This is a genomic window from Marivivens sp. LCG002, from assembly GCF_030264275.1.
GTDB lineage: Bacteria > Pseudomonadota > Alphaproteobacteria > Rhodobacterales > Rhodobacteraceae > Marivivens.
The window spans coordinates 2,721,942-2,742,710 of sequence record NZ_CP127165.1 but is presented as its reverse complement, the minus strand read 5'-3'; the positions used below and the strand labels follow the sequence as shown (position 1 = coordinate 2,742,710).

Annotated in this window: 22 protein-coding genes and 1 tRNA gene; 12 read left to right on the top strand and 11 right to left on the bottom strand. The window is 59.2% G+C overall.

Annotated elements, in window-relative coordinates; genetic code table 11:
- The first annotated feature begins 32 nt into the window (after nt 1-32).
- The gene (gene pcaQ / locus QQG91_RS13590; protein WP_285770754.1) at nt 33-956 is read left to right on the top strand and encodes a pca operon transcription factor PcaQ; all 924 of its coding nucleotides are present in this window, start codon (nt 33-35) and stop codon (nt 954-956) included.
- Here the strand turns inward: pcaQ and QQG91_RS13585 are convergent.
- Nucleotides 953-1,975: a LacI family DNA-binding transcriptional regulator gene (locus QQG91_RS13585; RefSeq protein ID WP_285770753.1), complete on the bottom strand. Its 1,023-nt coding sequence runs from the start codon at nt 1,973-1,975 to the stop codon at nt 953-955. The genes pcaQ and QQG91_RS13585 overlap by 4 nt on opposite strands.
- Nucleotides 1,976-2,092: 117 nt before the next feature.
- Between QQG91_RS13585 and QQG91_RS13580 the strand changes: the two genes are divergently transcribed.
- Nucleotides 2,093-2,169, top strand: a tRNA-Arg gene (locus QQG91_RS13580).
- Nucleotide 2,170: 1 nt separating this feature from the next.
- Here the strand turns inward: QQG91_RS13580 and QQG91_RS13575 are convergent.
- Nucleotides 2,171-2,875 carry a winged helix-turn-helix domain-containing protein gene (locus QQG91_RS13575; RefSeq protein WP_285770752.1) on the bottom strand — a complete coding sequence of 235 codons (705 nt, stop codon included), beginning with the start codon at nt 2,873-2,875 and terminating at the stop codon, nt 2,171-2,173.
- On the bottom strand, nt 2,847-3,119 hold the full coding sequence (locus tag QQG91_RS13570; protein WP_502881579.1) for a hypothetical protein: 273 nt from the start codon (nt 3,117-3,119) through the stop codon (nt 2,847-2,849). Before QQG91_RS13570 ends, QQG91_RS13575 begins: the two co-directional genes overlap by 29 nt.
- 182 nt (nt 3,120-3,301) lie before the next feature.
- Here QQG91_RS13570 and QQG91_RS13565 point away from each other — a divergent pair, with 182 nt between their 5' ends.
- The 3 genes from QQG91_RS13565 to QQG91_RS13555 all read left to right on the top strand — a co-directional run bounded on the left by QQG91_RS13565 (nt 3,302) and on the right by QQG91_RS13555 (nt 5,701).
- Nucleotides 3,302-3,757, top strand: a complete 456-nt coding sequence (locus QQG91_RS13565) for a hypothetical protein (RefSeq protein WP_285770750.1) — start codon at nt 3,302-3,304, stop codon at nt 3,755-3,757.
- A gap of 109 nt (nt 3,758-3,866) precedes the next feature.
- Nucleotides 3,867-4,490, top strand: coding sequence for a ribonuclease HII (gene rnhB / locus QQG91_RS13560; RefSeq protein ID WP_285770749.1), 624 nt, complete (start codon nt 3,867-3,869; stop codon nt 4,488-4,490).
- A gap of 104 nt (nt 4,491-4,594) precedes the next feature.
- Nucleotides 4,595-5,701, top strand: a complete 1,107-nt coding sequence (locus QQG91_RS13555; protein WP_285770748.1) for a site-specific DNA-methyltransferase — start codon at nt 4,595-4,597, stop codon at nt 5,699-5,701.
- Between the two features lie 101 nt (nt 5,702-5,802).
- Here the strand turns inward: QQG91_RS13555 and QQG91_RS13550 are convergent, their stop codons facing one another.
- Nucleotides 5,803-6,927 carry an alkane 1-monooxygenase gene (locus QQG91_RS13550; RefSeq protein WP_285770747.1) on the bottom strand — a complete coding sequence of 375 codons (1,125 nt, stop codon included), beginning with the start codon at nt 6,925-6,927 and terminating at the stop codon, nt 5,803-5,805.
- 47 nt (nt 6,928-6,974) lie between these two features.
- Entirely contained in the window at nt 6,975-8,012 is a 1,038-nt protein-coding gene (mutY, locus tag QQG91_RS13545) for an A/G-specific adenine glycosylase (protein WP_285770746.1), read from the bottom strand.
- Between the two features lie 74 nt (nt 8,013-8,086).
- Here mutY and QQG91_RS13540 point away from each other — a divergent pair, with 74 nt between their 5' ends.
- Nucleotides 8,087-8,602 (top strand): DUF721 domain-containing protein, encoded by a 516-nt coding sequence (locus QQG91_RS13540; RefSeq protein WP_285770745.1) that lies wholly within the window; start codon nt 8,087-8,089, stop codon nt 8,600-8,602.
- An 11-nt stretch (nt 8,603-8,613) separates the two neighbouring features.
- The gene (locus tag QQG91_RS13535; protein WP_285770744.1) at nt 8,614-9,252 is read left to right on the top strand and encodes a DsbA family protein; all 639 of its coding nucleotides are present in this window, start codon (nt 8,614-8,616) and stop codon (nt 9,250-9,252) included.
- Between the two features lie 45 nt (nt 9,253-9,297).
- Here the strand turns inward: QQG91_RS13535 and lpxK are convergent, their stop codons facing one another.
- Both lpxK and QQG91_RS13525 read right to left on the bottom strand, forming a co-directional pair.
- Entirely contained in the window at nt 9,298-10,260 is a 963-nt protein-coding gene (lpxK, locus tag QQG91_RS13530) for a tetraacyldisaccharide 4'-kinase (RefSeq protein WP_285770743.1), read from the bottom strand.
- A 2-nt stretch (nt 10,261-10,262) separates the two neighbouring features.
- Complete coding sequence (locus QQG91_RS13525; protein ID WP_285770742.1) at nt 10,263-11,450, bottom strand: 3-deoxy-D-manno-octulosonic acid transferase; 1,188 nt, start codon at nt 11,448-11,450, stop codon at nt 10,263-10,265.
- A gap of 231 nt (nt 11,451-11,681) precedes the next feature.
- On the opposite strand from QQG91_RS13525, the gene QQG91_RS13520 reads away from it, so the two are divergent.
- Complete coding sequence (locus tag QQG91_RS13520) at nt 11,682-12,470, top strand: HAD-IIB family hydrolase (RefSeq protein WP_285770741.1); 789 nt, start codon at nt 11,682-11,684, stop codon at nt 12,468-12,470.
- A gap of 10 nt (nt 12,471-12,480) precedes the next feature.
- The gene (locus QQG91_RS13515) at nt 12,481-13,713 is read left to right on the top strand and encodes a glycosyltransferase family protein (RefSeq protein WP_285770740.1); all 1,233 of its coding nucleotides are present in this window, start codon (nt 12,481-12,483) and stop codon (nt 13,711-13,713) included.
- Here QQG91_RS13515 and QQG91_RS13510 read toward each other — a convergent pair.
- The 3 genes from QQG91_RS13510 to QQG91_RS13500 form a co-directional block, all read right to left on the bottom strand.
- The gene (locus QQG91_RS13510; RefSeq protein WP_285770739.1) at nt 13,694-14,464 is read right to left on the bottom strand and encodes an inositol monophosphatase family protein; all 771 of its coding nucleotides are present in this window, start codon (nt 14,462-14,464) and stop codon (nt 13,694-13,696) included. The genes QQG91_RS13515 and QQG91_RS13510 overlap by 20 nt on opposite strands.
- On the bottom strand, nt 14,457-15,803 hold the full coding sequence (locus tag QQG91_RS13505) for a TldD/PmbA family protein (protein ID WP_285770738.1): 1,347 nt from the start codon (nt 15,801-15,803) through the stop codon (nt 14,457-14,459). Before QQG91_RS13505 ends, QQG91_RS13510 begins: the two co-directional genes overlap by 8 nt.
- 81 nt (nt 15,804-15,884) lie before the next feature.
- Nucleotides 15,885-17,402 carry a hypothetical protein gene (locus QQG91_RS13500; RefSeq protein WP_285770737.1) on the bottom strand — a complete coding sequence of 506 codons (1,518 nt, stop codon included), beginning with the start codon at nt 17,400-17,402 and terminating at the stop codon, nt 15,885-15,887.
- A 131-nt stretch (nt 17,403-17,533) separates the two neighbouring features.
- On the opposite strand from QQG91_RS13500, the gene QQG91_RS13495 reads away from it, so the two are divergent.
- The 3 genes from QQG91_RS13495 to QQG91_RS13485 are packed head-to-tail and all read left to right on the top strand — an operon-like array spanning nt 17,534 to nt 20,095.
- A complete protein-coding gene (locus tag QQG91_RS13495) occupies nt 17,534-18,283 on the top strand; it encodes an SDR family oxidoreductase (protein WP_285770736.1) in 750 nt (249 codons plus the stop codon).
- Nucleotides 18,280-18,888, top strand: a complete 609-nt coding sequence (locus tag QQG91_RS13490; protein ID WP_285770735.1) for an enoyl-CoA hydratase/isomerase family protein — start codon at nt 18,280-18,282, stop codon at nt 18,886-18,888. The genes QQG91_RS13495 and QQG91_RS13490 overlap by 4 nt, the downstream gene beginning before the upstream one ends.
- Before the next feature lie 25 nt (nt 18,889-18,913).
- Complete coding sequence (locus QQG91_RS13485; RefSeq protein ID WP_285770734.1) at nt 18,914-20,095, top strand: TIGR03862 family flavoprotein; 1,182 nt, start codon at nt 18,914-18,916, stop codon at nt 20,093-20,095.
- Here the strand turns inward: QQG91_RS13485 and QQG91_RS13480 are convergent.
- A complete protein-coding gene (locus tag QQG91_RS13480) occupies nt 20,059-20,715 on the bottom strand; it encodes a hypothetical protein (protein WP_285770733.1) in 657 nt (218 codons plus the stop codon). The genes QQG91_RS13485 and QQG91_RS13480 overlap by 37 nt on opposite strands.
- Between the last annotated feature and the right edge of the window lie 54 nt (nt 20,716-20,769).

The window sequence follows — 20,769 nt, the reverse complement described above, 5'->3', positions numbered from 1 at the left end:
ATTTGCTGTATAGTTATCAAAATAGGCAAGTAATGATCGACCGCCGTATCAAGTTTCGCCATGTGCAGTGCTTTGTTGAAATCGCGCGTCACAGGAGCCTCAAGCGGGCGGCGGATCGGCTTTTCCTGACCCAGCCTGCCATTTCCAAAACGCTCAAAGAGCTTGAGGACATCTTGGGCGCGCAGCTTTTGAACCGGAGCCGTGCAGGGGTGACGCTCACCCGCGAGGGAGACGTGTTTCTCCAGTTCGCCGAGATGAGCGTCGGTGCGTTGCAACAGGGGATCGACGGTGTCGGACAGGTGAGCGCCACGGGCGGACAGACCTTGACCGTCGGGGCACTCCCGAGTGTGGCAGCGTGGCTTTTGCCGTCTGTGGTGCGCGAAATGGCAGAGGTTGCCCCCGATGTCGTTCTCCGAGTCTCGGACGGGCCGCATGCCTATCTGGTCGACAGATTACGTCAGGGCGCTCTTGATCTGGTGATCGGGCGTCTGGGTGCACCCGAAACCATGCAGCAACTCAGTTTCACCCAACTTTACAACGAACATGTCGAATTCGTGGTCCGCCCCGGTCATCCGATCCTAAACGACCCGAGGCTCGAGCGGATTGCGGAATGGCCTGTGGTGTATCCCTCGCCCGGTTCGGCGATTTTGCCGCTGGTCGAGCGGTTCCTCATCGCAAACGGGATAGGGGATCTTCCGCGCAGGATCGAAACCGTGTCGGGGGCTTTCGGGCGGGTCTATGTGCGCAATTCGGATGCGGTCTGGATCATCTCGGCGGGGGTCGTCGCGAATGAACTGGCCGAAGGGCGGCTTGTGCGGCTCCCCATCGATACCGCTTTGACGCGTGGGCCTGTGGGGCTCATGGCGCGGCCCGACGAAGATCCGAGCCCACCGCAGCGGTTTTTCCGTATTGCGGTGAACAGGGCACTCGAAGAGTTGGGGCTCGTGGGGCGTTAAGAGCGCTTGAGCGTGTCGCCTGCTTCGAGCTTGGGTGTCAGCTCGATTGTTGCGCCTTCGCCTTCGGGATCGGATTGACGCGCGATGATCAACTCGGCGGCCTTTTCGCCGACTTCGCGGCGGCACGCGTCCATCGTGGCAAGTTGGCGCGGCAGACCGTCGAGAAGCTCGACGCCGTTAAAGCCCGCAAGACCGATCTTGTTCGGGATATCGATGCCCTTCTCAAGAAGATAGAGTAGCCCGCCCGCACCGATCATGTCGTTGGAATAGTAGAGAAAATCGATGTCGGGGTTACGGGTCAGGATGTTTTCGGTCATCTCGCGCCCTTTGGCCAGAGCCGAGCCGCCGAGATAGAATTCCTGATCCGCGATCTCGATTCCCGCTTTGGCCAGCGTGCGGGTAAAGCCTTCGAACCGTTTACGGGCGCGGTGGTCGAGCGGCATCTTGGTGCCGAGGAAGCCGATTTTCTTGTAGCCTTGCGCGATGATCTCTTCGGCCATTTTGCGGCCAGCGCGGCGGTGGCTGATGCCTACGGCGCTGTCTACGGGCTCGCCGTCCACATCCATGATCTCGACCACGGGGCAGCCCGCCTGTTCGAGCATGGCGCGAGAGGCCTCGGAATGTTCGAGACCTGCGATGATCACGCCCGAAGGACGCCATGACAGCATCTCGAAGAGAACCTTTTCCTCGTTTTCGGGGAGGTAATCGGTCACGCCGACAACAGGCTGGAGATCGGTGTTCGCGAGCTTCTCGGAAATACCGGCAAGGACTTCGGGGAAGACCATGTTGCCGAGCGAGGGGATGATCACCGCGACGAGGTTCACACGCTGGGACGCAAGGGCCCCCGCGATCTTGTTGGGAACATAACCAAGCCGCTTGGCCGCATCCTGAACCTTTTTACGGGTGGCTTCACTCACGTCGCCTTTGTTGCGCAGAACGCGGCTGACGGTCATTTCACTTACGCCAGAAGCTTCTGATACATCACGAAGGGTAAGCGGGCGCTTGGTCGGTTGTTTCACGTTTGTAGTCCCGAAACTTATGAATTGTCCTAGTTACCCATAGTTTCGACAGAAGTCCAAGTGTCTTGGTGCAGGGCGTTGACGCGGTTCCGAAACAAAGGCAATTAGGAGGCGGTCGGTCCCGTGGCTCAATTGGATAGAGCAGCCCCCTCCTAAGGGGCAGGTTACTGGTTCGAATCCAGTCGGGATCACCACTCACACCATGCGGATCACGTTCTTGTCGATGGCGAGCATATAGCCTTTGCGGGCGATGTTCTTGACCAGAAGTTCGCTGATCATCTGGTTGCCGAGGGAATCGCGTAGACGTTTGATGCGGGTGGCGCCTGCGGCTTCGTCGCAATCAGAGGCGTCGCGGCCCGAGATGACACCTTCGATTTCCGCGCCCGAGAGCACTTCGTCGTCCATGCGTGCTTCTGCCAGAACGCTGAGCGTTTCGATCGCGGCGTCGGTCAGCTTGAACTCGAAATTGTTGAGATAGACGGTCTTTTGGTCACGGCTGATAAGGAGCGAGTTGACCTCGATCCCTTTGCGCTCGATCTGGCCCATGCGGCGGTTGAGGAGGACCAGCATCACAAGGAAGCTCACCGCTGCGATCAGGAGCGCGGTTGAAAAGACCAGCAGAACAAAGATCACGAAACGATAGGACGACAGAGTGTCCGAAAAGGCCGTTCCCGATTGGGCAAGGATTTCAAGAAGTTTGAGTTCGGCCTGAGTTGTCAGATCGTCGTTGGCCACAAAAAGCTGTTCGACGCGCTCGTTAAAGGCGTTCGCATCGGGAAGATTGAGGAACAGCGCGATCGCCGCAGCAAGAAGAATTGCGACGATTGCGGCAATACCGAAAGTCACCACGCGGGTGCCTGTCTGACGCGCCTCAATAGCGGAGGTAGTTGTCTCCGGCACTCTCTTTCCTTTCCTCAAGACCTGAATCATCAAAAACGCCCAGAACGTTCAGCAACGTCCAGCCGTCTGCGGCGAGTTTGGGGGAGAGTTCGGCTTCGGCCATTTCGACCGAGCAGTCTTCGCCCGAGATCTGCGCAACGCCATACTGGAGCCGCAGGGGATCATCCTGTTTGGCTTTGTAATCGGCATAGCAGGCGGCATTCGCCAATGTGCCTGTGCAGATCAAAAGAAGTGTGAGGGGCATCGTGTGTTTCATGATGAAATCAGCATGCCGTTAAAGTTGTCTGTTATTCAATAACCGATCCTTAAATCCGTGTTGTTATCACTTAGCCTGCCGACGTTTTTGAATGGCAGAGCCGAGTGGCGGCAACGTCTTTCCATCGCGTCGGGCATTCCGGTCGGCGCCCAGTTGGAAAGGACCAAGACATGTTCAAGACATTGACCGCAGGGATTACTGCTCTTTCGCTTGTCGTCCCGCATTCTGCCTCTGCCGCACAGAATAACGACATCGGCAAATTTATCGTCGGGCTTGCCGCTGTTGCGATTATCGGCGCGGCCATCGATGCGACCTCGCGCCAACCTGCTCCTGTTGTTGCGGAACCGCGACCGAATGAGCGCGATCAGGACCGTATTCGCGGCAATCGGGTGGAGCCTTTGCCTTCGCAATGCCGTGTCCAGATTCCCGGTCGTCATGGTGTGACCGAGATTTACGGTCAGCGCTGTTTGACCCGCAACTTCTCGCGGGCGGATCGGCTTCCCGAAGTTTGCGCCGTGCGCGTTCAGGGGGAGCATCGGGATCGTCGCGGATACGCGCCAGATTGTCTTCGTCAATTCGGATATGTGGAGGAGTGGGCGGGTCGCACCCGTTTGCCGAACCACTAGGAGTTCAGTGACCCCATCACTGGAACCTCGGAGGGGTGGCACATGTCCAGAAAGCCACCCCTCGCTTTCTTGCTTTGCGGTGCGGGGCGCTGGGCGCTAGAAGCGGCGCATGAGCGATTACACACCTGATCTGAGTTTCGAGCGCGCGGCTTTGGCGCGTGGGTTCACCCGTGTTGCGGGCGTCGATGAAGTCGGACGCGGACCTTTGGCAGGGCCTGTTACGGCCGCCGCGGTGGTGCTTGACCCCGACAATATCCCCGAGGGTTTGAACGACAGTAAGAAACTGTCGCACAAAAAACGCGAGGCGCTTTACGATCAGATCCTCGCGCAATGTGATGTCGGAATTGCGCATGCCTCCGTCGAAGAGATCGACGCGCTCAATATCCTTCGGGCTTCGCATCTTGCGATGGAGCGGGCGGTTGCGGCGCTTGGCTCGGTGCCCGACCATCTTTTGATCGATGGCAACTTGATTCCGAAAGGGGTCGCGCAATCCGCCGAAGCGATCATCAAGGGTGACGCTCGTTCGCTGTCGATTGCGGCGGCTTCAATTGTGGCAAAAGTGTGTCGCGACAGAATAATGGTGGGATTGGCGCAACAGTTTCCCGGCTATGGATGGGAGCAAAATGCAGGCTATCCGAGTAAGCAACATCGCGAAGCACTCATAAAAATAGGGGTTACACCACATCATCGGAGGTCTTTTAAACCGGTGCACAATATCTTGTATCAAGAATAAAACGTAACCACCTGATTCAATAAAGTTTTTGACATAGACCGCTTGGTCACGCATTTTTGTCTCAACCAAATGAGCGAGAATAACTCGCCGGTTATGAGGCAGATATGACGACCAAGAGCACGGCACCGGAGGCGGCAACGCTTCCGCTGAACAGTATTATTGGCGGCGATTGTATAGAGGTCATGAACAGCCTTCCCGAAGGCTCTGTGGATCTTATTTTCGCCGACCCCCCCTATAACCTTCAGCTCAAGGGCGATTTGCATCGTCCCGACAATTCCAAAGTCGATGCTGTTGACGATCATTGGGACCAGTTTTCATCCTTTGCGGTGTATGACGAGTTTACGCGTGAATGGCTCAAGGCCGCGCGCCGCTTGCTCAAGCCCGATGGCGCGATCTGGGTGATCGGGTCCTATCACAACGTATTCCGCATGGGCGCCGAGTTGCAGAACCAAGGGTTCTGGATTCTGAACGATGTGGTTTGGCGCAAGTCGAACCCGATGCCCAACTTTCGCGGCAAACGTTTGACCAATGCGCATGAGACGCTGATCTGGGCGTCCAAGCAGGAAAACAGCAAATACACCTTCAACTATGAAGCGCTCAAGGCGATGAACGAAGGTGTGCAGATGCGATCCGATTGGGTCATGCCGATTTGCACGGGGCACGAGCGGCTCAAGGACGACGAGGGCGAAAAGGCCCATCCGACTCAAAAGCCCGAGGCGCTTCTTCACCGTATTCTGGTGGGCACCACCAATCCCGGCGATGTCGTGCTTGATCCGTTTTTCGGCACAGGCACCACAGGCGCTGTGGCCAAGAAGCTTGGTCGTAGTTTCATCGGGATCGAACGCGAGGGGGCATACCGCAAGGTGGCGGCCAAGCGTATCGAGGATATCCGCGCCTTTGACAAATCTTCGCTCGAGGTCACGACGTCCAAACGGGCCGAGCCGCGTGTTGCCTTTGGGTTGCTGGTTGAACGCGGGTTGCTCAATCCCGGCGAAGAGCTTCTCTCAGGCAATGGTCGTCATAGCGCCAAAGTGCGCGCCGACGGCACTCTGGTCAGCAAAGAGGCCAAGGGGTCGATCCATCAGGTCGGCGCTCAGGTCGAAAACGCACCGAGTTGCAACGGATGGACCTATTGGCACTTCAAGCGCGACGGTCAGCTTGTCTCGATCGATACGCTGCGCCAGCAGATCCGCGCGGAAATGCGGGATTAATAGATAGAGTTACCGCCGAGTGTTCCCGAGACATGTCTCTTGGTGTGTCTGATGGAGAGCACTAACTTACCCCGCCGTTTCGCACGGCGGGGCTTTTTCGTTTAGCGGGGCATCGGGTTGGAGGCGGTTTTATAGGCGCTCCAGTCGGTGATGTCGGGGTAATAGGTCTTGCGCCATGCGCGGACCTTTGGGTTCATCACGCGCCGCCACAGCGGAGGCGTCAGGGCCGCAATTCCCATGAGCGGATAGCCCAGCGGAAGCTGGGGCGCCTCGGTTTCGTCATAGGTTTGCAGCAGAGGGAAGCGGCGGTCGGGTTTATAATGGTGGTCCGAGTGGCGCTGGAGATTGATCAGGAGCCAGTTGGTACCGCGATGCGAGGCGTTCCAGCTGTGGTGCGGTTTCACATGCTCGTATTTGCCGTCGCCGAGGTGACGGCGGGTGAGACCGTAGTGTTCGACATAGTTGGTGATCTCAAGCGCGAGGACGCCCGTAAAGGCTTGGACCGCGAAGAGCCCGATCCCTGTCCAGCCGCCGATCAGATAGGCGAGCGCCAGCATCGCGAGTTGGAGCGCAGCATAGCGCCAGAAGGGATTGCGGCGGCTCCAGACGGGGAGATTGCGGCGTGCGAGCATCGCTTTTTCCGCCCGCCATGCCGAGGGCGGGCACTGGATCAGAACACGCAGGAAAAAGCGGTAGAAGTTTTCGTTGTAACGCGCGGTCACGGGGTCGCGCGGCGTGCCGACATAGGTGTGGTGCACGAGAAGATGCTCGGACCTGAAATGGGAATAGAGCGCCATGGCAAGGAGGATGTCGCCCAGCCAGCGCTCGAGATTGTTTTTCTGATGGAGGAGTTCATGGGCGTAAACGATGCCGATGGTTCCCGTCAGAATGCCCGTTGCGAACATCGCACCGATCTTGCCGCCTGTGGTCAGGTGGTCGGTCGCAGCAAGATAGGCGATGATGCCGAAGATCAGTGCAAATTGGACGAACGGCCAGAGCAGTGTGATCGCGCGATACCACTTGAGATGATCCGAAGGGGTATCGGGATCGGGGTTGTCGGTGTTGTGCGTGCTGAGCGCATCGATGAGTGTAAAGGTGTGCCACCCGAGCAGCGGTGTGAGAAGGATCGTCCAACCGCCGTAGATCGCGGCGATGATCGGAAGCGGAACCAACAGGAGCGACGCCCAGAACGGGAGCGCAGAGGGAAGAGTGCTTTGCTTGGCCATGTGTGCCTCTTGAGTTGAGCCGAGCCTAGCGCCTGCCTCTTTTGGGTTCAATTGTGACGCATGGTCTCGTGTGCGAGGTCGAAGGCCTTGCGGAATACGGTGGGGAGGGCGGTCGGGCTGAAGTCCGAGGCGCTCAGGAAATCACCACGGGTCGGTGTGGAGTCGATCCAGGCGGTCTGTATCCTCAGACGCAGGTGGAAATGCGTGAAGGTGTGGAGCGCTTCGGACTCCAGCTCGGTCCACTCCGCGCTTGCCGGTGGATGATCGTCGGTCGTTTCGCCCCATTCGGTCGTGGGAAAGGCAAGCATCCCGCCAAGCAGGCCCTTGTCGGGGCGGGTCTCCATGAGCCAAGCGCCGTCCTCGCGGCGGGCGATATAGACAATGCCGACGCGGGTCGGCTTGGGCTTTTTGGCGATTTTCTTGGGGAGATCGGCTGCGGTGCCGCGTGCGCGGCCAAGGCAGGGCTCGCGCCACGGACAGATGCCGCAGGCAGGCGATTTGGGCGTGCAGATGGTCGCGCCGAGATCCATGATCGCTTGGGCATAATCGCCCGCCCGCTCGGTCGGGGTCAGAGACTTGGCAAGCGCGGTCAGCTCGGGCTTGGAGGTGGGAAGAGGCGTGTGGATGTCGCAGAGGCGCGAGATCACCCGCTCCACGTTTCCGTCGACCACCGTTTCGGGGAGATCGAAGGCAATCGAGGAAATCGCCGCAGCGGTATAGGGACCGACGCCGGGGAGCGTGAGAAGCGCGTCGTGCGTATTCGGGAAGACGCCGCCGTGGTGCTCGACCACATGGCGGGCACATTTGAGAAGATTGCGCGCGCGGGCATAGTATCCAAGCCCCGCCCATTCGGCCATGACATCGGCATCTTGGGCATTGGCGAGATCGGTCACAGTGGGCCAGTGGTCGATGAAACGGCGGAAGTAATCGCGCACGGCGGCTACGGTGGTTTGCTGGAGCATCACTTCGGACATCCAGATGCGATAGGGATCAGGCTTTATCCCGTCGGCACGATCAACGGGCGAGACGCGCCAAGGCATGACACGGGCATTGCGATCATACCATTCGAGCAAAATCCGGCTCATGTTCACCAAGGTTTCTTGTCTCCGCTCTCGGGTTTCTCTGGCACTTGTGCCGCCATTCACTACAATAGTGCATCATGGACAAACAGCCACGCTCCCGCAGCACGACTCGTGGATTTTCTCGGGTCATCACGCATATGCAGACCCGTATCCGCACCGCTTCCGAGTCGCGCGGCTTTGCGGTGTCGCGTCTTTTGACCCATTGGGAAGAGATCGTCGGGCCGAATATCGCGGCGATCGCGCGGCCCGTGAACATCTCTTACGGGCGCGGCGGCATGGGGGCGACGCTCACGCTTTTGACCACAGGGGCGAATGCCCCGATCCTCGAGATGCAAAAGGAGCAGGTGCGCGAAAAAGTGAACCAGTGTTACGGCTATTCCGCAATCAGCCGTATCAAGGTCACACAGACCGCGCCCACAGGCTTTGCCGAGGGGCAAGTTTCCTTTGAATACAAGGCGAAAGCCGAAAAGGCCCCGCCCCCACCCGAGGTGATGGAAAAAGCGCGTCAAGTCGCCGATGGTGTGGGTAACGAGAATTTGCGACTTGCACTCGAGACGCTGGCGGCAAATGTTCTGAACAAACACAAAGCTTGATAGAGGCACGTATGAATAGACGATTTCTTTTGACCACCGCGACGGCTGCACTGGTGAGTTCTTCGCTGGGCCTGACCGCTGCTCTGGCTCAGGATACAGCCGCCGCCGATCAGGATGCAGGCGTCCAGATCACCGACATGGTACTCGGCAACCCCGATGCGACCGTCGAGGTCATCGAATACGCGTCTTTCACCTGTCCGCATTGTGCAAACTTCCATGCGAACCAGTTCAAAGAGATCAAGAAGAACTATATTGATACGGGCAAGATCAAGTTCGTGTATCGCGAGATCTACTTTGACCGTTTCGGCCTCTGGGCTTCGATGATTGCGCGTTGTGGTGGCGAGATGCGGTATTTCGGTATCGCCGATATGATCTATGAAAAACAGCGCGAGTGGACTGCGGGCGGTGATCCGGTGGTGATTGCGGACAATCTTCGCAACATCGGCAAGGTTGCCGGCCTTTCCGATGCCGATCTCGATGCCTGTATGCAGGACGGCGAAAAAGCGCAGGCTCTTGTGTCGTGGTTCGAAGAGAACTCGACCAGAGACGAGATCGCTTCGACGCCGAGCTTTATGATCAACGGCGAGAAGTACTCGAACATGTCCTACGAGGACTTTGCCGCTCTTCTCGACAAGGCACTCGAAGGCTAAGTCCTTTGCACGAGGATGTAAGGGCCGTCCATCATCGGGCGGCCTTTATTTTTCGAGAAGCGGGGCGAGCCTTTCGAGGAGCGGCTCCCAGTCCTCGAGCTCCAACCGCACAGGAAGGGTGAGCACCTTGGGGCGGAAGCTGTCGGGAAGGCGCACGGCGTCTTTTTCGGTGGTGACGAGCTGTGCGATGCGGGTTTTTCCTTCGAGCTCGAGGCGCGTCATGAGCGCTTCGGTTAGCGGCTGGTGATCTTCGAGCGCTTCGCCGCGGATCACCTCGGCCCCGAGACTTCGCAAGGTGGCAAAGAATTTCGACGGGTCGCCGATCCCCGCAAAGGCCAGAACGCGCATCCCCTGCCACTGCATCCCCGTCATCAGCGGCTTGAGCGATCCACGCAAACGCGGCACGGGAAGCGCGCGGTCAAAGGCGTTTTGATCGCCGATGGTCAGGACGAAATCGGCCCGTTTCAGACCTTTGTCCACAGGTTCGCGGAGCGGTCCTGCGGGCATCACTGCCCCGTTGCCGAAGCCGCGTTTGGCGTCCACTACAACAATCGAGATGTCCTTGTGCACGGCGGGATTCTGGAACCCGTCATCAAGGAGAATGATCTCGGCTCCTGCAGCCTCGGCGGCTTTGACACCTGCGGCGCGATCCTTGGCAATCCACGTCGGGGTAAAGGCCGCGATCAGGAGTGGTTCGTCGCCGACGTCGTGGGCGGTATGGCTGCGCTCGACCACACGAACGGGACCCTGAAGCCGGCCGCCATACCCGCGCGAGACGACATGCGGCTCGATGCCCATGGAGATGAGCTTTTGCGCGAGGGCGATCGTCGTCGGGGTTTTGCCTGTGCCGCCGACATTGATGTTGCCGATGCAGATCACAGGGACCGAGGCGCGATAGGATGCGCCTCTGAGACGGCGCGCCGTTCCCATGGCATAGAGCCATCCAAGCGGCGCAAGCACGGTCGAGAAAAGTCCCTTGGGTTGATACCAGAAGCGCGGCGCGGCCATAGTCAGTATCCTTTCCGTTCCAGCACGTCCCTGATGAGCGAGGCAACGCGGCTGGTGGCGATGGCGCCACCCGATGTCACGTCCCAAGCCGCCATCGCGATGGTCGCGGTGCGATCAGGTGACAAAAGCGTTTCGACCGCCGCGCCCAATTCGCCTGCGTTGTTGATCACAAGGCAACCGCCTGCTTGGTCGAGACGGGCATATCGAAGCGCATGAGCCCCGACAATCGGACCGTGGATGATCGAAGAGCCAAGCGTTGCGATGTCGAAGGGGTCTTGGGAATTGCCGCCGATCAATGTGCCGGCCGCATAGGTGATGGGACTGATGCGATACCAAAGCCCGAGGTCGTCGCCATCGGTATCCAGCACCAGAACGCGGGTCGTTTCCGAGATTTCGGTGCCGTCTGCGGACAGAAGCGTTTCAAAGCCGTGCGCACGGAACCCATCGGCAATGGCGCTTGCGTCCTCTTCCAAAGCAGGCACCACGATGAGCAGAAGACGATGCGCGCGGCGACAGGCGTGTTTATGTGCCTCGACCAAAATGTTCGCTTCGGCAAGGCGCACAGGTGCAGCAAGCCAGCATTGACGGGTGCCTATGGCCTGATTGACGGCTGCGAATTGATCCTCGTCGAAGTCGAGGACTTCGGGGTCTTCGTCGATCGTTCCTGTGATTTCGACTTTGGCCTCGTCGAGTTTGGTTTTCAGGAGCTTCTTTTGCGCGGCGGCGTCGGTGCACAGGACCTGAGAGAGGCGTTGCATGACGGCGCGGGGCATCCCTGGAAACCAGCCCGAGAAGCTCTGAGCGAGGTCGGGCCCGGACGCTTCGACGAGAATGTTGGGAATCTCGCGGGCATGAGTGGCGACGATGGCGGCGGGATCAAGGTTCTCGCCTCCGAGCCAGAGCACCGCGTCGGGTTTCCAGTGATCGAGGAAGGCTTCGATCTGGGTGGCGTTCGGGTTTTGCGCCGTAAAATAGAGCGCGGAGTCGCCTGCTCCTGTGATCAGCATCTCGACGCCGAGGTCTTCCATCTCGTGAAGGGAGGCAATGGCTTCTGCAGCGGCGAGCCGTGTGGGGGAACCGCATCTGATCCAGACGACAGGCGCATTCGGGCGGCGGCGCCAGTCGGGAAGCGGTGTCGTCTTGCCGCGATGAAGCGCCAGATATGCCGATAAAGTGAGTGATCTTGCCATAGTCACGTTCGGTCCCGCCAGCCCGCGCCAAAGGTATGTCCGACTTTGGCCCTGTCGCCACTCTAGTAAGGCATGAGGCGTTTCGGTCAAGGCGAACCGAGGTCAAGCGCTGCCTCAAATCTGTGCAGCTCGGCCAATCCTCGCGCATCCGAGGGGAACCCTTTGGGCCGATGGGACGTTATTTCTGCAAGTGCGAAGTAATCCAAAGCCGAATGTGGTTTGTTTAACCTGATGATGAAAGAAGGGGATGTTTTGACGGGACTTACGGTCTTTAGCGATTTGGATGGAACTTTACTCGATCACGACAGCTATTCGTTCGAACGGGCCAAGCCCGCGCTTGCGGAGCTAAAGGCGCGAGGTGCGCGGCTGGTTCTGGCGAGCAGCAAGACAGCCGCCGAGTTGGAGCCGATCAGGGCGGCTTTGGGATTTTCCGACTGTCCCGCCATTGTCGAAAACGGCGCGGGGATTCTGGGCACTGCCGATACGCCAGCGACATCCCGATACCAAGAGCTCCGGTCGTTGCTTGATCGTGTCGATCCGATGCTGAGGGCCGAGTTTCGCGGGTTTGCCGATATGGGGCCCGATGCGGTTCAACGTCATACGGGGCTTGCCTCTGATCAGGTGTCGCGCGCGATGCAGCGCCAGTTTTCGGAGCCAGGCCTTTTTCTCGGCAGCCCGTCGCAAGAGACGGCTTTTGTCGCCGCCTTGGGGCAGGTCGGTCTTGTTGCGCAATATGGCGGGCGGTTTTTGACGGTCTCGTTCGGTGCGAGCAAGGCCGAGCGCATGCGAGAGCTTCGGGCGCGGTTCGGGGGGCGCACTCTTGCGCTTGGGGATGCGCCGAATGATGCCGAGATGATCGAAGCCGCAGATCGCGGTGTCATCGTTCTCAATCGTCGGGGCACGCCGATCCCTCCACTTCAGGGCGAGAAAGAAGGCAGGATCACCCGCACGACCCAAGAAGGGCCAGAGGGCTGGAGCGCCGCCGTTTTCGCAGAACTAGACCTTTTGACCGAAGCCTGAAGGGGACCCAATGGCCGATTTTCACCAATCCGGAAACATCGCAACCTTTCACGATCTCAGGACGCAATCGACCGAGGCGATGATGCGCGAGGTCGAGGCCTTTGGTGCAAGTCGCAAGATCACTCTTATTTTGCCGTCGCTCTTTTCCGAACTCGAGGGAGAGGCGCTTCCAAGGATTTTGGACGAGTTGGAAAAGGTTCCGTTTCTGCATCGGATCGTCATCGGTCTCGATCGGGCCAGCCGTGAGCAATACATTTATGCCCGCACTTTTTTCAGCCGATTGAAGCAGGATCATGTGGTGCTTTGGAATGATGGGCCGCGCCTGAAGGCAATCGATGCACGGCTCGAGACGCTCGCGCTTGCGCCTTCGGAGCCGGGCAAGGGGCGCAATGTCTGGTTCTGTCTCGGTTACACGCTGGCACGTCAGGACAGTTCGGTCGTCGCGGTGCATGATTGTGACGTGCTGACCTATTCGGCAGAGATGCTGACACGGCTGGTTTATCCTGTCGCGAACCCCGGTTTTCCCTATCAGATGTCCAAAGGGTTCTATCCCCGTGTGGCCGAGGGCAAGCTGAATGGGCGCGTCAGTCGGCTTTTGGTTTCACCGATTTTACAGGCAATGAAACATGTGCTCGGGCCGCGCGACTATCTCGATTTTCTGTCGGGGTTCCGGTATCCGCTTGCGGGTGAATTCGCGATGCGGACCAATATCCTTCCCGATATGCGTATCCCGTCGGACTGGGGTTTGGAGATCGGGCTTTTGTCCGAAGCTTGGCGCAATCTTTCGCCGCGCTCTGTCTGTCAGGTTGAGATTTCCGATCGCTATGACCACAAGCATCAGGATCTTTCGGCAGAGGATGCCAGCGCGGGACTTTCGCGGATGTCGGTGGACATCTGCAAGGCGCTTTACCGCAAGCTGGCTGCCGACGGCACGGTTCTAAGTGACGAGATTTTCCGCTCGATCAAGGCGACATACTATCGGATGGCTCTCGATCTTGTGGATACCTATTACAACGACGCGCGGATGAACGGATTACATGTGGATCGCCACGCCGAGGAAGGCGCGGTCGAACTCTTTGCTTCGAACATCATGCGGGCAGGGCAACTCTTTCTCGAAAACCCGATGGAGACGCCGTTTATTGCATCATGGAACAGGGTTCACGCAGCGGATCAAACCATCATGCAAGACATGGTGGATGCCGTGAAGGAGGATGAGAGCGACTTTATGCCAGCCTTTGCCTGATGGCAGCATGGATCGCGGGGTTTGCCGCAAGCACGCCGTTGGTCTGGGGCATTTCGTTGTTGAAGAGAAGGGCAGCGCCCTGTCGATCCGAGGTCAGACCGCCTGCTTCCTGGACCATAAGGACGCCTGCTGCGATGTCCCATTCCCACGTCGGGCGAAAGGACATCATGGCGTCAAAGCGACCTTCGGCCACGAGGCAGAGCCGATAGGCCAGCGACGACTTGAAATTGCGCTTGGCAATCGGGGTCTTGAGGTCTTTCCAATGGTGCGGGTCAAAGTTTGGCCGTGCGGCGAGGATTTCCGCTTCGTCAAAGCTTGTCGTTTTGCTCACGCTGATCGGTGTGCCGTTGAGTGTCGCGCCGTCTCCCTTGCAGGCGGCAAAAAGCAGATCGCGGGCGGGGAGAAAGACCACGCCGCCCGTCACTTCTCCGTTTGTGACAAGAGCAAGCGAGATCGACCAGTCCTTGTTGCCTTCGATAAAGGCGCGAGTGCCGTCGATGGGGTCGGCGATGAATTGGCTTGCGGTGGCAAGACGGTCCGCGTTGTCTTGGGTCTCCTCGGAGAGCCAGCCGAAGTCGGGACGCGCAGCGGTCAGGTTTTCGCGCAGCATTTTGTCGACGGCAAGGTCGGCCTCGGTCACGGGGCCGGCATTGTCCGCCTTGTGCCAGACTTGGGGGTCGCGCCGGAAATATCCGAGCGCGATGTCACCTGCCTTGGTGACGGTGTCGATCATGAGGTCAATATCAGTCACCGGCGAGGGTCATCCCGTCGACGAGCAGCGAAGGCACAACGCGGCTCAGGTGGCGTTCACCGTCATTCGCGGGCACGATCCGAAGGAGCATGTCCTTGAGGTTCGAAGCAATGGTGACTTCGTTCACAGGATAGGCGATTTCGCCGTTTTCGACCCAGAACCCCGTTGCGCCGCGCGAATAATCGCCCGTGTTCGGGTTGATCGTGGAGCCGATCATAGAGGTGACCAGAAGGCCCGTGCCCATGTCCCTGAGGAGATCGGCGTGGGTCTTGTCGCCGAAGGTCAGTTCAAGATTGCCCGCGCTGGGCGAGGGGGGCGCAGAGGTGCCGCGCGACGCATTTGCGGTGGACTCGAGCCCAAGTTGACGGGCGGTTGAAAGATCAAGCGTCCAACCTGTGAGGATACCCTTGTCCACGATGGCGCGGCGCGAAGTCGGCAGGCCCTCGGAGTCGAAAAGCCGCGAGCCAGAGGTGCGCGGACGATGCGGGTCTTCGATCAGGGAAAGTTCGGTGGGGAGCACCTGTTTGCCCAAGAGATCACGGGCCCAAGAGGAGCCGCGTGCGATCATGCTTCCATTGATGGCGGCAATCAGGTGTCCGATGAGCGAGGACGATATTTTCTCGTCGAAGAGCACAGGGTAGGTGCCGGTTTTGGGACGACGGGCGCCTTGGCGGGCGACGGCGCGTTCGGCTGCCGTGCGGCCGATGAGGTCGGCAGACTTGAGGTCGGCTTGGAAAATCCGCGCATCATAGTCGTAGTCGCGCTCCATCGCGGCGCCGGTCCCCGAGATCGCGGTGCAAACGATGCTTCTGTCTGTTCGCTCGTATCCACCCGCGAACCCGTTGGTGGCGGCAAGATGGATGCGGCGGCGGCTATAGGCGGCCGAGGCGGTCTGGACCTGCGAAATGCCCTGAACCTCCATCGCGGCGGCTTCTGCGCGGATGGCGTCCTGTTGCAGGGCGGCGGGGTCAGGCTCTTCGGTCGCATCGAAAAGCTCGAGCCGCGCACAATCGGTGTCGGTCGCGATCTGGCTTGGCTCGGCAAGGCCTGCAAAGCGGTCGATCGGCGCTTCTTTGGCCATGGCAACGGCGCGCTCCGCCATGAGGACAAGCGCCTCGGGGCGGGTGTCGGAAGAGGAAACGCAGGCTTGTTGCTGCCCCAAAAGCACGCGAAGGCCGATTTCGATCCCTTCGGAGCGTTCCGCATTCTCGAGTTTGCCGCCGCGCACCTCGATGTTCACCGAGGTTCCGTCCACTGCAATGGCATCGGCGCTTTGGGCACCTGCTTTGCGGGCGGCGTCGAGGATTTGTGCGGTCAGATCAGCAAGCGATTGGGTCATGTGGCATCCTTTTGTCAGCCACTGAGGTAGTCCGAGCCGAGGCTTGCTGCAAGCCTCGGCCGCTGTTTTCAGGCGAAAGGATCAGCGCATACGCTGTCCGTTGACCGAGATCGCGCCCGTTTTCTCGATTTCGATGCTCGAGGTCAGTTCGTCGTCGCCCGTGACGGTGGTGAACATCCCGAGCATCATGCGTGCGCCCATGATCTGTTCGTCCATTCCGAGCGGCAGCGCGGAGAGTTTGTCCAGGAGACCATTGACGCCGATTGCCAAGAGTTCGATGCGGCCTTCGGGGGCAGGGAAACCGTCAAAGGTGACAAGATCGTTGTTGTCGAAGGTAAAGTCGCCCGCGCCCTTGAGCTCTGCGCCCAAGGCGGAGAAGAGGAACGAGGTGAGCGAAAGGGTCTGAAGTTCGAAGGGGGACTTGCCGCTTTCGAGGGTCGCGTTCATCGCCTCTTCGTCATCAAGATCGACGACAAGACGGCCCGTGCCTTCGAGATTGAAGGCGAGGGTCAGCGGATCATGAGGAAGGGCGTCGGTCGGATCGATAAAGCCCCAAATGTTCGGATCGAGATCCAGCCCGATGATGTCTGTGCTTAGCGCGATGGCTTGCGGGGTTTCGCTCTGGACGAACGGCATGCCAAGCCCGAAGCCGAGTTGCTCGGCGCTTGCTCCGACAGTGAACGGCATTCCGGGTGCGGTGGCCTCGATACTGACATCGTTGCTCAGGTCATCATAGGCAAAGACACCGTCGACAAGTTCGAAGCGGGTCGTGCCGCCGTTTGTCGATAGGATCGTATTGCCCGCGCCCTCTATGGCGGTTGCATAATCGATGACGGTCGTGCTTTTCGTGGTTGTCAGTTCAAACGCCGTGCGCACCTGTTTGAGTTGGTCGATGTCCGAAGACATGGCGTCATAATTTGCAGGAAGCTCGGTCGATGTGATCGCCGAAAGTCCGTTGATCTGACCCGAGATATCGAACCGTTCGCCCATATCCTCGAAGCCGAAAATATAGGTCAGAAGAGTCGCGTTGGTTGTCGATGCAGTCGACGTTCCCATGGTTTGCGAGCCTTGGCGCAAATAGGTGCCGGTTACATTGTTGAGCACGAGCCCCAAGGTAATGTTCTGATCCTCCTCCGATGCGCGGTCCTGCACGATGGTGATGCTGTATTTGTCGGCGGCATAATCATATGTGATCTCGCCCGGGGTGCCGCTTGCCGTCATGGTCTGACCCGTAAGCGAGACGATGAATTTGAGCGAGTTGTCACCGAAGTCCTGTCCTTCGAGCGTGAACTCGAGGATCGAAGGCATGTCCACATCGACAGTGCCGTCGTCCTGCGACGTCAGGATCAGCGGGCCGATTTCGCCCTTCAACGTGGAGAGGTTGTTTTCGTCCGTGAGGTCGATCGACAGGGTGCTGATGGTCAAAGTGTCGCCCGATTGGGTCACTTCGCCCACCGAGATGCCCTTTCCATACATCTTGAGATCATCCTGCCACGTGTCCCAAACATCGTTCGCGTCAACCTCGGCAAAGGCGGCGTGGGCGCTCAACGCAAGTGCGGCAGAGCAAACGGTGAGGCGGGCGAATTTGGAATAGGACATCTTGAACCTTTCAGATCGAATAAACAGGCAGCGCAAAAACCGATTTGGCACCGCATAAAGACATACCCCTAGAAGTAATGTAGAAATCCGATCATGTAAGAGGGAAATAACGACAGACTGCGGAAACGCCGATGGATATGCATGAAAAAGTTGTCCTGATCACGGGCGCAAGTCGCGGGATCGGGGAGGCTGCCGCTTTTGCCTTTGCGGAGCAGGGGGCAAAGGTGGTGCTTGCCGCGCGGAGTCTCGAAGCAATCGAGGGGATCGCGCGCGAGATCGGCGAGAGGGCTCTTGCCGTCCGATGCGACGTGGCCCGTTTCGACGCGGTCGAAACGGCGGTTGCACGCGCCGTTGCGGCCTTTGGTCGGCTGGATGTTTTCATCTCGAATGCGGGCGTCATCGAACCTATGGCCCAGCTGGCCGAGGCGGACCCCGAGGCGTTCGGGCGCACCATCGACATCAACACCAAAGGTGTTTTCCACGGTATGCGGGCTGCACTCCCCGTTATGGTCAAACAGGGGGGCGGGACCATTATCACGGTGTCGTCGGGTGCCGCATACAACGCTTATCCCGCATGGTCGGCCTATTGCACGTCGAAAGCAGGGGCTTTGATGCTTACCAAAGCGGCGCATGGGGAATATGCGGATCGCGGTATTCGGGCGCTGGGGCTGTCGCCCGGCACGGTCGCAACGCAAATGCAGCGCGACATCAAAGCATCGGGACTCGGTCCTGTGGCGCAACTAGACTGGAGCGATCACATCCCGCCCGAGTGGCCCGCGCGTGCTTTGGTCTGGATGTGCGGGGCCGAAGCGGACGCTTATCTCGGTCAGGATGTCATGCTGCGGGACGAAGCCATTCGCAAAAAGGTAGGGCTTGTATGATCGGATTTGAAAAATCGGGCGATCTGTGGACGATCACGCTGGATCGGCCCGAGAAAGCCAACTCTCTTACCTCGGAGATGTTGACCGAACTCGTTGCCCGTGTGACCGAAGCGCGTTCCGCCAAATGTCTGGTCCTGACAGGCAACGGAAAAGTTTTTAGCGCGGGTGCGGATCTTGACGAAGCGCGCGCAGGGCTGGCCACCAGTCCGCTCTGGGAACAACTTTCGAGCGCAGTTGCCGCGCTCGACTGCCTCACGATTACCGCTCTGAACGGCACGCTTGCGGGCGGGGCTTGCGGGATGGCGCTTGCTTCTGATCTTCGGATTTCGGTGCCGACAGCCAAGGTGTTCTATCCCGTCATGCGGCTTGGGTTTCTTCCGCAGTCTTCGGATGTGAAGCGGCTCACGCGGCTTGTCGGGCCTGCGCGGGCGAAACTCATCCTTATGGGCGGTATCAAGGTGGGCGCCCAAGAGGCGCTCGGGATGGGGCTTGTCGATCGCGTGACCGACGATCTTTGGGCTTCGGTCGAAGAGATTGCCGAGGCGGCGCTCGGGGCGGCACCCGACCATATCGCGGCGATCAAGGCGATGATAAACGCCGCTTGATCGCTTTGGACAAAGGGAAATCGTTTTGGCGCAAGCTTTGGTCATAGGAGGGGGTCCTGCGGGGCTCATGGCTGCGACCGTTCTGGCCGAGCGCGGTCATCACGTGACCGTGGCCGAGGCGATGCCCAGCTTCGGGCGCAAGTTCCTGATGGCTGGAAAGTCGGGGCTCAACCTCACCAAAGACGAGGAAAAGGCAGCGTTCCAAGCGGCCTATGGTCCGCTCCCCGACGTCATGCGCCACGCGCTCGACGATTTCGGACCGCAAGAGGTGATGCACTTCGCGCGTGCTCTGGGTCAGGAGGTTTTTGCAGGCTCCAGTGGGCGCGTTTTTCCTGTGGTGATGAAAGCTTCGCCGATGCTACGCGCGTGGTTGCTCCGCCTTGAAAGTCTGGGGGTTACGTTTCATCGACGGTGGCGCTGGACGGGGTGGAATGGTCCGAGCGCAGTATTCGAGACGCCCGACGGCGTGCAAATGCTCGACGCGGATGTAACCGTCCTTGCTCTTGGCGGTGCGAGTTGGTCACGTCTTGGGTCGGATGGGCGATGGGCACCGCTGTTCGAGGGCGATGTGCGCGACTTTGCGCCCGCGAATATGGGGTTCCTTGTCGGTTGGTCCGACCACATGGCAAAGCGTTTCGGAACGCCCGTCAAAGGTGTCGAGCTCTCTGCGGGCGATGTGACTTCTCGGGGAGAGTTCGTCATATCGGAGCGCGGTCTTGAAGGGGGCGGGATCTATGCGATTTCGCGGGCTTTGCGCGAGGGTGCGCCGCTTGTGCTTGATCTCATGCCGGACGTCGGACAGGACGAGATCGAGCGGCGACTTGCCGCGCGGCGGAGCAAGGACAGTCTTTCGAGTGCTTTGCGCAAGGTCTTGAAACTCGATCCTGTCAAAGTCGCGCTGTTGAATGAGTTCGCGCGGCCCTTCGGGGATGATCTTGCGGCGCGGATCAAAGCGCTCGGGATCATGCACTCCGGGCCGCGTCCGATGGACGAGGCGATTTCCACGGCGGGTGGTATCAAGTTCGAGGCCTTGGACGCGCGTCTGATGTGGAAGCGCCGTGCGGGCGTGTTCTTGGCTGGCGAGATGCTCGATTGGGAGGCCCCGACGGGCGGATACCTTTTGACGGGGTGCTTTGCGACAGGGAAATTGGCGGGCGAGGCGGCCGCCGATTATGCGGCCACTTCGTCTGTGTCCGAAGGGCAGTAGTCGAAGGCCACAAGGTCATCGCGATATCGAATGGAAATGATTTCGGTCGCGTTTCGTCCGAGGGGCCGCGTCGGCATTTGCAGATTGCTTTCGGCGGCAAGCATGGGGATCGGGAGCTGAAGTTCGGAGATCACCTGATTCAAATCTTCGGCCATGTGCTCGCGTCGAATAAAGTGTTCGACAAAGCCCGCACTCCAGTTCGAGGAGGTCCAAGTTCCGAACCTGCGCCAGCGATCCTGAAGCGAGCCGCCACCACCGCGCCCGCCCGTTTCGCTTTTGATCAGCCAGCGGTCGAAAGAAGGTGGCGTTTGTCCGATGAGACGGCGCAAGGTCTTGAAATTATCCTCTTCCAGAATGCGATCATAAACGCGGGGGAGCCGAGTGAACGGGTTTTCGATGCTTGAAATACAGACATAATCGGCGAGGTTGCGATTGTTCTGGAAGAACGCGATTGCCGCCTCCGAGGGCGACATGCAGGTGTAATAGGGCCGTTCGGGGGATTGAGAGTGGAACGGCACGACGGGTTCGTCGGCAAATGGAGCGAGCACGCGACATACAGCATCGGAGCCGGTCTCGGGATTGCTGAAGAAAACAAATTTGAAGCGATGCGATATAATCATACCTGCATCATGCACCCGAAAAGTTAACGAAAGGTGGATATCGTCCCCCCTTGC

Excerpts from the sequence above, each read along its gene's own strand:
- lpxK (WP_285770743.1), bottom strand. The coding sequence starts at position 10,260 with ATGGCCGCGCCGCGCTTCTGGTATCAACCCAAGGGACTTTTCTCGACC.
- QQG91_RS13520 (WP_285770741.1), top strand. The coding sequence starts at position 11,682 with ATGATGAAAGAAGGGGATGTTTTGACGGGACTTACGGTCTTTAGCGAT.
- QQG91_RS13480 (WP_285770733.1), bottom strand. The coding sequence starts at position 20,715 with ATGATTATATCGCATCGCTTCAAATTTGTTTTCTTCAGCAATCCCGAG.
- QQG91_RS13555 (WP_285770748.1), top strand. The coding sequence starts at position 4,595 with ATGACGACCAAGAGCACGGCACCGGAGGCGGCAACGCTTCCGCTGAAC.
- QQG91_RS13490 (WP_285770735.1), top strand. The coding sequence starts at position 18,280 with ATGATCGGATTTGAAAAATCGGGCGATCTGTGGACGATCACGCTGGAT.
- rnhB (WP_285770749.1), top strand. The coding sequence starts at position 3,867 with ATGAGCGATTACACACCTGATCTGAGTTTCGAGCGCGCGGCTTTGGCG.
- QQG91_RS13505 (WP_285770738.1), bottom strand. The coding sequence starts at position 15,803 with ATGACCCAATCGCTTGCTGATCTGACCGCACAAATCCTCGACGCCGCC.
- QQG91_RS13570 (WP_502881579.1), bottom strand. The coding sequence starts at position 3,119 with ATGCCCCTCACACTTCTTTTGATCTGCACAGGCACATTGGCGAATGCC.
- pcaQ (WP_285770754.1), top strand. The coding sequence starts at position 33 with ATGATCGACCGCCGTATCAAGTTTCGCCATGTGCAGTGCTTTGTTGAA.
- QQG91_RS13565 (WP_285770750.1), top strand. The coding sequence starts at position 3,302 with ATGTTCAAGACATTGACCGCAGGGATTACTGCTCTTTCGCTTGTCGTC.
- QQG91_RS13525 (WP_285770742.1), bottom strand. The coding sequence starts at position 11,450 with ATGGCAAGATCACTCACTTTATCGGCATATCTGGCGCTTCATCGCGGC.
- mutY (WP_285770746.1), bottom strand. The coding sequence starts at position 8,012 with ATGAGCCGGATTTTGCTCGAATGGTATGATCGCAATGCCCGTGTCATG.
- QQG91_RS13500 (WP_285770737.1), bottom strand. The coding sequence starts at position 17,402 with ATGTCCTATTCCAAATTCGCCCGCCTCACCGTTTGCTCTGCCGCACTT.
- QQG91_RS13495 (WP_285770736.1), top strand. The coding sequence starts at position 17,534 with ATGGATATGCATGAAAAAGTTGTCCTGATCACGGGCGCAAGTCGCGGG.
- QQG91_RS13515 (WP_285770740.1), top strand. The coding sequence starts at position 12,481 with ATGGCCGATTTTCACCAATCCGGAAACATCGCAACCTTTCACGATCTC.
- QQG91_RS13550 (WP_285770747.1), bottom strand. The coding sequence starts at position 6,927 with ATGGCCAAGCAAAGCACTCTTCCCTCTGCGCTCCCGTTCTGGGCGTCG.
- QQG91_RS13535 (WP_285770744.1), top strand. The coding sequence starts at position 8,614 with ATGAATAGACGATTTCTTTTGACCACCGCGACGGCTGCACTGGTGAGT.
- QQG91_RS13540 (WP_285770745.1), top strand. The coding sequence starts at position 8,087 with ATGGACAAACAGCCACGCTCCCGCAGCACGACTCGTGGATTTTCTCGG.